The 12304-nt window shown below is 55.5% G+C and carries 10 protein-coding genes and 3 pseudogenes; 8 read left to right on the top strand and 5 right to left on the bottom strand.

Going from position 1 to position 12304, the window contains the following annotated elements:
- Positions 1-31 precede the first annotated feature (31 nt).
- The 4 genes from H6F75_RS12520 to H6F75_RS12505 all read left to right on the top strand — a co-directional run bounded on the left by H6F75_RS12520 (position 32) and on the right by H6F75_RS12505 (position 3830).
- Complete coding sequence (locus H6F75_RS12520; RefSeq protein WP_190752714.1) at positions 32-427, top strand: tetratricopeptide repeat protein; 396 nt, start codon at positions 32-34, stop codon at positions 425-427.
- Between the two features lie 356 nt (positions 428-783).
- Complete coding sequence (locus H6F75_RS12515; protein ID WP_190752712.1) at positions 784-1701, top strand: PstS family phosphate ABC transporter substrate-binding protein; 918 nt, start codon at positions 784-786, stop codon at positions 1699-1701.
- Between the two features lie 170 nt (positions 1702-1871).
- The gene (locus tag H6F75_RS12510) at positions 1872-2738 is read left to right on the top strand and encodes a hypothetical protein (protein WP_190752709.1); all 867 of its coding nucleotides are present in this window, start codon (positions 1872-1874) and stop codon (positions 2736-2738) included.
- A gap of 108 nt (positions 2739-2846) precedes the next feature.
- Positions 2847-3830: an energy transducer TonB gene (locus H6F75_RS12505; protein WP_190752708.1), complete on the top strand. Its 984-nt coding sequence runs from the start codon at positions 2847-2849 to the stop codon at positions 3828-3830.
- Here H6F75_RS12505 and map read toward each other — a convergent pair.
- Entirely contained in the window at positions 3827-4681 is an 855-nt protein-coding gene (gene map / locus H6F75_RS12500; RefSeq protein WP_190752706.1) for a type I methionyl aminopeptidase, read from the bottom strand. The genes H6F75_RS12505 and map overlap by 4 nt on opposite strands.
- A 231-nt stretch (positions 4682-4912) precedes the next feature.
- Positions 4913-5008: pseudogene (locus H6F75_RS28115) on the bottom strand (cation-efflux pump); the annotation flags it as partial.
- Between the two features lie 516 nt (positions 5009-5524).
- Here H6F75_RS28115 and H6F75_RS12495 point away from each other — a divergent pair.
- Complete coding sequence (locus H6F75_RS12495; protein WP_190752704.1) at positions 5525-6376, top strand: PEP-CTERM sorting domain-containing protein; 852 nt, start codon at positions 5525-5527, stop codon at positions 6374-6376.
- Positions 6377-6392: 16 nt separating this feature from the next.
- Here the strand turns inward: H6F75_RS12495 and rpmB are convergent, their stop codons facing one another.
- The 3 genes from rpmB to H6F75_RS12480 form a co-directional block, all read right to left on the bottom strand.
- Positions 6393-6629, bottom strand: a complete 237-nt coding sequence (rpmB, locus tag H6F75_RS12490) for a 50S ribosomal protein L28 (protein ID WP_190752701.1) — start codon at positions 6627-6629, stop codon at positions 6393-6395.
- Positions 6630-6944: 315 nt separating this feature from the next.
- The gene (locus H6F75_RS12485) at positions 6945-8885 is read right to left on the bottom strand and encodes a M48 family metallopeptidase (protein WP_190752699.1); all 1941 of its coding nucleotides are present in this window, start codon (positions 8883-8885) and stop codon (positions 6945-6947) included.
- 2 nt (positions 8886-8887) lie between these two features.
- Positions 8888-9478, bottom strand: coding sequence for a LemA family protein (locus H6F75_RS12480; RefSeq protein WP_190752698.1), 591 nt, complete (start codon positions 9476-9478; stop codon positions 8888-8890).
- A gap of 546 nt (positions 9479-10024) precedes the next feature.
- Here H6F75_RS12480 and H6F75_RS28785 point away from each other — a divergent pair.
- The 3 genes and pseudogenes from H6F75_RS28785 to H6F75_RS12460 all read left to right on the top strand — a co-directional run.
- Positions 10025-10665, top strand: a pseudogene (locus H6F75_RS28785) (serine/threonine-protein kinase); the annotation flags it as partial.
- 51 nt (positions 10666-10716) lie between these two features.
- A pseudogene (locus tag H6F75_RS12465) lies at positions 10717-11426 on the top strand (IS1 family transposase).
- A gap of 27 nt (positions 11427-11453) precedes the next feature.
- On the top strand, positions 11454-12083 hold the full coding sequence (locus H6F75_RS12460; RefSeq protein ID WP_190752693.1) for a hypothetical protein: 630 nt from the start codon (positions 11454-11456) through the stop codon (positions 12081-12083).
- Positions 12084-12304 lie beyond the last annotated feature (221 nt).

The following is a 12304-nucleotide window of genomic DNA, read 5'->3' as shown; positions in this document are numbered from 1 at the left end:
CTGTGAAGACTGTCGCCCCAAAAAATCGCCCATGAACCCCATTCACACCCACGACCACAGCGCCGCCGCCCTCAACGCCCAAGGCTGCACTCTCTGCGAACAGAGCCAATTTGCCCAGGCCTTAGCAATCTTTGATCAGGCGTTAGCCCTAGACAGCACCTACTGCACCGGTTGGAACAATCGCGCCAACGCCCTCTGCGGCCTCCATCGCCAGGCCGAGGCCCTAGCTGCCTATGACAAAGCCGTAGCTCTCAATTCTCAGTATCACCAGGCCTGGTTTAACCGGGGCAAGCTGCTAGCTGAAATGGGTGCCTACGGCAATGCGGTGGAGTCCTACAACCGGGCGATCGCCCTCCACGCCGACCCTGTCTACATCCACTCAAGAGAAGACATTTGGGTCAAAAAGCAGCTAATTGCCACGGTCTAGCTCGGTCAAGAACGTCATCCAACCGAGGGTTTTGTGCTGAATGACTCTTCCAGCTAACCTTTGAGGGCTGGTCGAGATAGCGTTTTACTTGCCAACTTCCTCACTCTCTTATTCCCCACCTACAAGTTTTCTGGCGCCGACATTGGCACCGAGGATAGCCCTAGAGAAAATAAATTTCATCTCCTGGTTAAGGTGCTTAGGCTATTCCTTAAACAACAGGTTTGTGAGTTTCTTAAAGCGTTTTTAATTCACTGTTCCCTCAAGCTTATTGTTACCATCAAGCTTTCTTAGGGTTGAGCCTGTAGCGTTTACCATGGCGGATTTGACCATGTTTAGGACGCTACAGAGAGTGTTGTATGACGAGCAGACAGAAATTTAATCGCTATGTTCTGGCTGGGGCGGTAACCACCGCAGTAGCGCTAGGAATTGGCGTCCCCAGTGCGGTTTCTCAAAATTCCATTATTCAGATCGATGGGTCCAGCACCGTCTACCCCATATCTGAGGCCATGGCCGAAGAATTTATGGCCGCCAACCGCGGCACTCAAGTAACTGTAGGGGTGTCGGGAACGGGCGGCGGTTTTAGCAAGTTTTGCGCGGGCGAACTCGATATTACGGGGGCCTCTCGCCCCATCAAAGCCTCCGAGGTTGAAGCCTGCGCCGCCGCTGGCATTGAATACATTGAAGTGCCCATTGCCACCGACGCACTGACGGTGGTCATCAATCCCGAGAACGACTGGGCCGACGAAATGACCGTAGAGCAGCTGCAAACGCTGTGGAGTCCCGAGGCCCAGGGCACCATCACCAACTGGAATCAGATCGACCCCAGCTGGCCTGATGAGCCCATTGAGCTGTTTGGCCCTGGCACCGACTCAGGCACCTTCGACTACTTCACTGAAACGATTGTGGGTGAGGCGGGCTCTAGCCGCGCCGACTACACCGCCAGTGAAGATGACAACATTCTGGTGATCGGTGTCAGCCGCGACCCCAATGCCATCGGCTACTTTGGTTTGGCCTACTACCTCGAAAACCAAGACACCCTCAAAGCTGTTGCTGTCAACGGCGTTGAGCCTACCCCCGAAAATGTTGAGAACGGTACTTATGCTCCGCTGTCTCGGCCTATCTTCGTCTACGTCAAAAAGAGCAGCTTAGAGGATCGTCCTGAGGTGCGTGCTTTTGTCGAGTTCATGCTCGAAAACGGGCCTGAACTTGTGCCTGAAGTAGGCTACGTGCCGCTGTCTGAGGAACGCTACGCCAGCATTTTGTCTGAGCTGTAGGGTCTGTAGGTTGCGCTCAACTTAGCGCGATTGCCCTCTTAGCAAAGCCTAACTCCCAGATCAGCCGGCCCTCGGGAAGACCGCTCAGTCCCAGGGGCTGGCTGCGACTATCTACTGAAGCTAGCTCACTCTGTATCAGCGTTTTAACGCTGCCACTATCCTTAGCACCTATGACCCTTGGGGAATCTGTAACATCGCCTCGGCCAGTATCGCCGCCAAGACCACCAACGCCACGGCGGCATCGAGCCAAGCTGCTGCTAGCGCCGCTGCTCGGCCTATCGCTGGTGCTCCACGGGCTATTGCTGTTGGCCCCCGCTCCCTCGCCGCAACCGGATCCTGAGGCTGAAGATGCGATCGCCGAAGACGAGTTTGTTGATCTGCTTAGCATTGGCACCCTCAGCAGCCCCGAGCCCGAGGTCGCCGTAGCTCCGGCAACATCTGCCCCGCCCCCCTTAGCCCCCGCCTCCCCATCTACCCAGCCAATAACGCCGTCCCCCGCCCCCACTCCTACTCTCGCCGACCCGGTCCCGGCCAATAGCCCCGCCCCACCAGAGCCTGCGGTAGCTGAGCCGACACCGGCTGCAACCGTGGTCGCCAACGAGGCGGTGGCCGAAATTTTTACTCGCCTGAGCCGGGGCTCAGAGGATAGCGATTTTGACTCTACGGAGACCTCATTTCCGGCAATCGCCTACCTGATCCCCCAGGGCATTGCGACCTGGTCGCCCCAGGAACAGGCCTGCTTCTTTACGCAGATCAATGCCGACACCTACAGCAATCAACCCAGCGTCGTGTCGCTGCGCTACCTGACCCGCAACGTTCAACTTATCGAAGAGCAAGATATTCCTCGCACCTTTCCAGCACCGCAGTATGCGGTAAATAGCGTGGCGGATGGCTACTGCAACCACCCGTTGTTTCAGGTATTTCAGGAGGGGCAGCCCTACCTGTTTATCTCCCTGGTAGGCATTGGCGTGGGAGCCCCTGGGCAGCAAGCCTCGGGGCTAGTAATTATTTGGGCGGATGACCCTCGCTCGATCTAGCAACCCGGTTAGAGAACTGGACCGTCATGGACCAGTTCTATGGCTGAATAGTAGGTAGCTAGTATAGGTAGCGTAAGCCGCTGGCACTGTTCCCCTCGTAGATTTGGTATGACGACTCGTTTTGCTCCCCCTGAGCGTTCTCGGCCCCTGTGGCAGAAGCTGTTGGCACCCATGCTGTTGGCCTCCCTAGGCCTGCACGGGCTGTTGCTGCTGCTGCCAACGGGCACCACCGATGATGTCCCAGTGCCTCCCCCGGACCCGGAACAAGACAGCGTGGCCATCACCCGCGTGCCCCCCGCAGGCCAGCCAGACGTAGGCGCGATCGCAGGGGCAACCGCCTCCCCCTCCACGCCGCTGCAGCGCCCTTCAACGGCCCCAGCGGCACCTGTAGCTCGAGCGAATGCTCCTGCTGTTCGATCGACCCGGCCCCAGGCTCCGTCTAGAGCGAGCACCCCACCGTCGCAACCTCGCTCCCAAGCGGCCTCACCCACCAGGACCCAGCCGACTCAACCCCCACCCGCACCTGCCAATCCACCGGCTGCGGGTGTTGTCACCCCTACGCCCCCATCCCCTTCCGCTCCGTCATCCACGCAACCCCTGTTTGACGCCGAGCTAGGTCCGCAACTGTTGGCCTACGTGACCGCCCTCAACCTGCCCCAGGCCAAAGTTGACCGGGCGGCAGAGTCTATTCAAAACCGGTTTAGCTTTAATGCCGCTGCTGTCACCAACGACACCTTTAACGCCAACCAGAGTCGGTGGGTTAGCACCCTGCGACAGGAAACCGGTCTGGCCGAGCTATCCCCAGAAATAGATAGTTCCGAGTTTGCCACGGTATATCCCCAGCGAGTGTGCCTGGCAGACTCACCGGGCGAAATTAATGTTGGAGCCTTGGTGAAGCCCGATGGGTCTTGGCAGAGCGAGCCCGCTTTATTGCGCAGCTCGGGCTACGGCATCCTCGATCGCAAGGCCCTGGAAGAAGTTCGGCAACACCGCTTTGCTCCGACCGAGGGCATCAAAGCCTACGTGCTTACCATCGACACCAGCGTTGACTATGGCGATCGCCCCTGCCTAGACCCCAATTCAGCCCCCTAGGAGGCCAGAGCCACAGGGATAGAGCTGCGATCGGTCAAAATCTCGTAGCCGGTCTCGCTCACCAGCACCGTGTGCTCAAACTGGGCCGACAGCGATCGATCCACCGTCACTACCGTCCACTGATCCTTTAAGGTGCGGGTTTGCTTAGACCCAGCATTCAAAATCGGCTCGATCGCCAGCGTCATCCCCGGCAGCAGTTTCATATTGGGCAGCTGGCGAGTGCGAAAGTTAAACACAGACGGAGCCTCGTGCAGGTTGCGCCCCACCCCGTGGCCGGTAAAATCTTCAACCACCGTAAAGCCAGAGCTGGTGACACAGTCTTCGATCGCTCCCGCGATGTCTAGCAGCGTGTTCCCCGGCTTCACTTGGGCAATGCCGGCATAGAGAGCCGCTTCCGCTGCCGTCATCAGCTGCTGGGCTTGGGTCGATACCTCGCCCACCGCAATGGTGATACAGGAATCGCCATGGAAGCCGTTGTAGTAAGCCCCCGTATCGACCTTAAGCAGGTCGCCCCTGCGAATCACCTGACGCTTGTGGGGAATGCCGTGCACCACCTGGTCATTCACACAGGCACAGATCGAGGCCGGAAAGCCGTGGTAACCCTTAAAACTGGGCGTTGCGCCCAGCTCACGAATCCGCTTTTCGGCATGGGCGTCTAAATCGGCGGTGGTCATTCCCGGCTGCACCAAGGCCTCAATTTCTTTGAGCACCGTGGCCACAATGCGGGCAGCCCCGCGCATTGTCTCTAACTCGGCCTCGGTCTTCAGCTCTACCCCCCGCACCCGACGGCTGCGCTTGGGCAGGGTAGCCTGATCAGCTCGACCGGGAATCAGATTCGCCAAAAAATTCATAGGTGATGAGTGACGGATTTTAAAGGCTTTAGCCCCTTACTCAGTGTAATGGTGAAGTTAGCGCTTTTGGCGACCCCAACTGCCCACTGACCTCAATAGGTAATCGCCTCCTCGGTATACGTCTCGGTTCTAAGTGAACAGTGGTGCGGATTGGGCAATACAGCTCCTCCAGCCGAGCTTCAACCGCCTCGGTCGCGCTGTGGGCGGCACTCTTGAAAATTTCAAAACAGGCAAGCCCAAGGCACTAATAGCTTCAAACCTCTGGTGGCCGTAGGGATGGTTGCGATCGGGCTGGGGATTGGCCAACCGGTTAGCGGCGAGCCCTAGCCATTGTTAACGCTGTGTAGGGCATCGGCCACAGGCTCAGCAACCCGGTCATGCAGCCATTGTGGCCTTGAGGGCTACCACAGCCAGATTTAAGCCAGGATGAGCAGCAGCACCCGCTGTACCGCCTGGCGGACATCAACTACATGGGGAAGAGGGCGATCGCTCATAGCTAACCCGCTGAGCAGGCGGAATACAAAACACAGCAAGGAACACGACAGAGCGTTCCTTGGTCTACGCTACTGCTCTAGGGTTGGTCGGCGGTGCTTTTGCCGGCGTCGGGACCGGTTCTGACCTAGCAAGTGGGTATTCGGTTCTTTGAGAGCAGCGGCGGTTCCACGAAGTCCGTAAAGTTCGCTTAAGGATTCCGTAAATCCCCTTAGAGAACTGGTTCCAGCAACGGGGTTGCCCGGCTAACCTGGGTGGGAATGGGCTGATGGTGCGATTGCACCAGCGGCTTTTTCGTTTCTGCTAACTAAAGTCAATTCTCTGGCTCCGATTGCCCCATTTTTGCGGTTCATGAAACATTGGTCTGCCGTTACCATTCCGTCCCTGGGTTTAGCCCTGGCGCTGGCCAGCCATAGTTTGGCTGCAGCCGCAGACCCTTTACCTCCTGGGCTATTAAAACTCACCCAGGGCAACTCAACCTACCAAACCGATCTGCTGCGCTTTAGCGAAGATCAGTCTTGGCTTGTGGACGGCGTCGAGACGCTGTTTACAGATCTATACTTTCTCAACCTCAGCAATCTCGCTGCCCCCCGGGAGCTGCGGCTCGAAAATTTCCGGCCTACCGCTTTTAGCCAACCTAGCCCCGATCGCCTCAGCGCCAGTTTCTTTGGGGCCAACCTGGCCTTTTCCCTCGACTCTGTGCTGTTGGGAGGTGCCCCCGGCAGCTACCGCGCCGCTCGTCACGAAACCGTAACCCTGACCAACATGGGCAGCGACTGGCTCGATGTCAGTCTGTTTAAGTACATCGACTACGATCTTCAGTTTGACGGCGCATTCACCACCAACACCGCCTTCTTCGCAAACAACACCCTTACCCAGACTGACCCCAGCGGTGCCCGGGCTACTCTCACCGTCGACCAAACACCGACAGCGGTGCAAATTAGTCCCTACGGTCCACTACTGGCTCAGCTTTACAACGTCCCGGCTACAGGGTTGCAAAATACTCCCGGCCCCTTGGTCGATGCCGATACCACTGCCGCCGTTCAGTTTGACCGCTCTCTGGCTCCTGGCGAGTCAGTGGTGTTTAAGTTTGTAATGGAAGTGCAGCGCCAGACAACGTCAAAGGCCGTCCCTGAGCCAGGAACGGCCTTTGCGATCGGTATTGTAGCGGCGGGGCTGGCGCTACTGCGCCGCCGAAATTAGCTGGCTAGAAGCCAAACTAGCACTTGTTCAGGTTGAGACCTGCTTCCTTAGCCATGGCTTCAAGCCCCTTGGTTTGCAGGGTTTTGATTGCTTTAGTCGACAGGCGCAGCTTGACCCAGCGCTTGCCCTGGGGCCACCACACGCGCTTTTCTTGCAGGTTGGCCTCTTGCAGGCGCTTGGTGCGACGGTGAGAGTGAGAGATCGAAAAGGCGTTGTTGGCCTTCTTCCCGGTGAGTTGACAATGACGAGCCATGAATATTCTCCAACGGTAATCAAACGGCACAATAGCGCAACTTCGAATTGTAGCAGAGATCTTAGGGCAATCAACCTGCAAAATGCAGCGAATTTTGCCGAAACCGCCGACCGGATAGGTTTTTGAGCGCAGTGGATCAACAGAGTGCCAACCCTGCAACCCGTCATCACTGGCTTAGCAGACTGCTAAGCCAGTGATGACGGATTAGAGAGAGGTCAGGATTCAAGGTTTCAGATTCACAACCGGCCTTGAACCCTATACCGTAGACCCTGAACCCTAGCTGTTCAAGCCTGTCACCAATAGCCTAGTCAATTACTAGGTAAGAAAAGGTGGGGCTGGGCAGTCAAGGGTGATCACTACCGCCCGCAACAGCCCCATTTCGGCGGAGGTAACATCGTTGTCGGCCAGCACCGTGTGGGCACAGGCGTCGACAATGGTCTGTTTAAGTTTAGGAGCGGCCTGCTCTAAGCGACTGAGGCTGGTGTTGATGTCAGCGCTGTTGACGGGAGGCAGCTGGTTGGGGGAGGTTTGCATTTTGGCCCCTGGCAGTTGCGAAAGGCCAAGCTTGAAGGCGTAGAGAGCATCCTCTGGGCGAGGGTGGCCAACCCGCGCCAGCAGGGCTAGCACCACAAGGGCGTCGCTCCAGAGATCGTTTATGTCACTGATGGTTGAAGGTTGACCTGAATTACTCGACAGCCGTTTGCGCAGAATTAGCTGCAGTGGATAGTTCGAGGGTAGCAGGCGCCCCCCTGGCTGGCTCAAGGCCTGAGCCGTTTGGATAAACTTTCGCCCCGCATCGGGGTCGAGCTGCTGGAGGGCGGGAACTAGCGCCTCTAACAACAGCAGATCTTGCCCTGGCTTGAGGGCGCGAACCTGATTGTAAATCTGTCCTACTCGCTTTCTACAATCTGGGCCATAGGTGTTGGACAGGTACTCGATTTGCTGGGTTTGTAGGGCGGGCTTGGTTCGCACCAGCAGAGCATAAACTACCTCGGCAGCCGCAGTAGGGTCTTGTAGGGCCAACTTAATCTCAGCGGGCAGCTGGTTGAGCAGCGATCGCACCTGCTCCAGTCGCCGGGCATCGGTGGTGCCAATGGCGGTTACAAACTGGCTTGGGTCGGGGGAGGCGATCGCAGCAGTTTCCTTTTGCACGGCGGTGCTTGTGCCCCCATGCAGCCCCATCACCAGCGATTCTTCTGGAGAATTTAAGGTCGATGCCTTAGCCATTGTGGAGGACGATCCTTGAGGGATCGGTACCTGGCCCAGGCGTCGTAGTCGCTCGCCCACGGGCGGATGGGTGGCAAACCAATCCCCAAAAAATGACAGGTAGCCGTTGGCCTCACCAAACAATAGATGGCTGGCCGTTTCGGCCATGGGAGAAACCATTGTTGACCCCGCCGAGATCTGACCAATTTTACGCAGCGCTCCGGTCAGGCCCTCGGGGTTGCGAGTAAATTGCACCGCCGAGGCATCGGCTAAAAACTCTCGCTCCCGCGACACGGCGCTTTTGATCAGCCGTCCGCATAGCACCCCCAAGTAGCCAATTACTACCATGGCCAGAGCCGCTGCCAAAACTGCCCCAGCCCCCTTGTCGTCCTTCGATCGGCGCGACGATCCGTCAGAGTAGCAGCTCAAGCGCAGCACCATCCGCCCGGCAATGTAGATCAGCAGCAGACCGTGAATTACCCCAATCAGCTTGAGGTTGAGGCCCATGTCGCCGTTGAGAATGTGGCTGAACTCATGGCCAATTACCCCTTGCAGCTCGTCGCGGTTAAGCTGCTCGAGACAGCCACGGGTCACGCCAATCACGGCTTTGTCAGCGGTATGGCCCGCTGCAAAGGCGTTGATGCCCGGCTCGTCATCCAGCAGATACATGGCGGGGATGGGGGTTCCTGAGGCTAGGGCCATCTCGCTGACCACGTTGATCAACCGCTGCTCATCGGGGTCGTCGGTGAGGGGGTTCAGCTCTCGACCGCCCAGCCCTTTGGCTAGGCTGTGGCCCCCCTGGCTAAGCTGAGCCATTTTGGTCGAGCTGCCCACCACCATAAAGGCCAAGGTACCGCTGGTCACCCAAAATAGGACTCCCGGCCGCCAGAGCACTCCCTGCCCGCCTAGCTTTGGAGCGCTCTGGGTAAATAGAATTGCGATCGCCACCCCATAGAATGCCGCGATCATCACCGCGATCGACAGCCCAAACAGCAGCAGTAGCTTGGTAGTGTTGCGGCGAGCCTGGTCTTGATGCTCAAAGAAATTCATGGCTAGCTAAAGGATACGCGGGGGACTGCTTTGACCTCGGGGGCGCTTTCCTCAAGCAGCTGAGCCGAGTTGAAATTAAAGCTGCCCGCGATCAGGTTGCCGGGGAACATCTCCCGCTGGGTGTTATAGAGGGTGACAGCGTCATTAAACGCTTGGCGAGCAAAAGCAATACGGTTTTCGGTGGAGCGCAGTTCTTCAATTAGCTGGGCCATGTTTTGGTTGGCCTTGAGGTCAGGGTAGGCTTCCGATAGCGCAAAAAATCGACCCAGGGTGCTGTCGAGCATGCCCTCGGCGGCAGCCAGCTGCGTCATCGCCTGCGGATCGCCGGGAGCCTGAGCCGCCTGACGGCTGGCACTCATGGCACTGTTGCGCGCGTTGATTACTGCCGTCAGAGTTTCTTTTTCGTGGGCCATATAGCCCTTGACGCTCTCTACCAGGTTAGGAATCAGGTCGTAGCGGCGACGCAGCTGCACATCGATCTGGGCGTAGGCATTTTGGTAGCGATTGCGCCCGGTGACCAACCGGTTGTAGAGATTGACAAAAAAGACCGCTGCAATCAGCAGTACGGCCACCAGCAGTATCAGTACCCCCACGGGCAAATCCTCAAAAACGGTATCGTACCGTTAGCTTGCCCAAGCTCTAAAGACGCGTCGCAGGGTTAAGAAAAATTGAGTCGAAGAGAAATGGGTTGAAAGTTTCAAGCCACAAGGTGAAGGGGATTTTCGGATCAAGAACACACCCTCACAGCAAAGCCTACGTGCCCATCCTATGCACAGGGGTAACTCTTTTAGGGGGTGTAAGCACAAAACCCAAAAATTTCCGTCGGCCCAAGTCCAGCCCTGCCACGCTCGATCCAGGTCGATCACCTGCCCGGCGATGGGGTGTATTGACCATTCAAATGGATGTATCGCTAAGCCGCTGGTGAGTCTGCGTGATGATGGATAGGGTTTCCGCCTTCTCACTGACCTCGTATTTAATAAGTAGACGCGACAGAATGGCGAAGTTGTAGTAGCTGACAGCATTTCCGATAACCGTGCACATTGATTGCTGGCCTTGGGGGTGAGCCCCTATAAAGTTGGGTACCTTTGAGGCAAAGATGCCAAAGGCATCCGTAGCGTTCAGCTCAAAAAGGTTTACCAATGGCCGATTTCGATGGTAGTGCTGACAGCCCGCTTGTAAACCAAATCTTGCATGATCGCTATCAAATTCAAGCACTGCTAGGTCGCAAACCCGGACGGCAAACGTTTTTGGCGCTCGATTTGCAAAACCAATTGCCTGTTGTCATTAAACTCTTACTGTTTAGCCCAGATTTTACTTGGGAGGATTTAAAGTTATTCGAGCGCGAGGCAGAAGCCCTCAAGGCTCTTGATCATCCAGCAATACCCCAATACCTCGATTTTTTTGAGGTAGAAATTGAGTTTGGTAAGGGTTTTGCGCTGGTGCAAAGCTATATCGAGGCTCGCTCACTTCAACAATTACACAGGATGGATACAGATTTAGCGAAGCAGAATTAATGGCAATTGCCAAAGCCTTATTAGATATTTTAGAGTATCTTTATCGACTTCAACCGCCTGTCATTCATCGCGACATTAAACCGAGCAATGTGTTGCTCAAAAACCGCAGCGGCAATAGCCCTGGTGAGGTTTATCTGATTGATTTTGGCTCAGTGCAAACAGCCGCTCATGGTGGCACGGTAACTGTGGTTGGCACCTATGGTTATATGCCACCCGAACAATTTGGTGGACGCTCGTTACCCGCATCCGACTTGGGTAGAACTCTAGAGGTAATGATGGATTTGTTAGGGTGATAGTGAAGCTACGCAACGATGCCTATGCCTCCCTGCCCTAATTGCACCTCTGAACGAACGGTCAAAAACGGCCATATTCATACGGGCAAGCAACGGTACCTGTGCCGCGGCTGTGGCCGTTAATTCGTCGAAAACCCGACTAACAAGGTCATCGACACCCCGACGCGGGAACTGATCGACCGGCTCTTGTTAGAGCGCCTCTCAATGGCTGGAATCGCTCGGGCAGCTCAAGTTTCCGAGCAATGGCTGCAAGACTATGTCACCTGCAAAGCAGCCCAAACGCCGACCCAAGCCACGGTTCGGCCCAAAAAAAGGGGCCGTTGACGGTGCAATGCGATGAACTCTGGTCGTTTGTGAACCACAAGGGCAACAAACACTGGGTTTGGTTAGCGCTTGATGCCGATACCCGTGAGATTATCGGGGCTCATGTCGGTGACCGCTCTGCCCAGAGTGCACAACGACTCTGGGAGTCCTTGCCCAAGATTTATCGACAGTGTGCGGTCATCTATACCGACGCCTGGGAGGCGTACCAGCAGGTGCTACCCCACCAACGACATCGAGTGGTCAGTAAGTCGAGCGGCAAGACGAGTTACATTGAGCGGTTTAACAATACCCTCAGGCAGCGGGTGTCACGCTTTGTCAGACGCAGTCTGGCCTTCTCCAAAAGCCTCCGCAATCACATTGGCCTGCTATGGAATTTTATTCACCACTACAACGCATCATTACCTCTCTAGTACTACCCCGACTTGTATGGCGTCGGTATGACCTTGATTTATTTGGCGACAGGTCAACATCCTGCCGATCTACCTCAAAACGATTTGCACGTCGAATTTAAGCACTTGACCTCTCTCAGCGGATCTTTCACCAGTTGGATCGAATGGTTAACAGACCCAAGCCTAACTAGAAGACCGGCAACAGCACAGGACGCAAGGCTACGCTTTCTCAATCCTCGCCCAGAGCCAAAAGCAACATTGACCATACAAGAGAACTACTTAGGGACAACAACACGTCCCGACTCCTCCTCTATTTTCCTGAAAAAAACTCAAACTACTCTTCAACTAAAAGTACCATTAAAGCAAATTCAATATATAGATAGTGACATGGCGTTATGGACTTATCTAGCACTAGCTTTAGTGATGTTATTAGCTTACCTAGAGCTAGTTTCAATGCCGTTTTTTGCAATACCTCTCAACAAGTTTTGGATTACATTGTTGTTTCTGGTTTTGGGTTTACTAGTAGGTTCTAGGGTGACTTTTTTTTTACGCTACAGCCTAGACTTCGAGTTCCAGGTCAAGGCGAAGCACTGGGTAAGTGCTTTTCAAGTGATTTCTCCAATACTAATGCTAGGATTACACTCCAAAAAAAACGAGGGTAGTTATTGTTATTCTTAACCTGCTAAAAGGTGGGGAGTCGACTGTAATTTTTCAAGAAAGACTAATGGGCATTTCTGTTGGCGCGGAGACCTTGACCCGCTATCGGCTCAGCTTGAAATTCCCATCTATAGCTAAAGCCGGTTAGGTTAGGACACGGCTTGCTTAAGGATTGACTCCATGGCAGCGCGCAAGCCATCGTCATGGGGAAGGAGCTTTCGAATTCGGCTTTTTAACCAACC

Source organism: Nodosilinea sp. FACHB-131 (assembly GCF_014695395.1).
Lineage (GTDB): Bacteria > Cyanobacteriota > Cyanobacteriia > Phormidesmidales > Phormidesmidaceae > Nodosilinea.
Note: the sequence above shows the minus strand (reverse complement) of the source record. Positions and strands in the feature narration are given on the sequence as shown.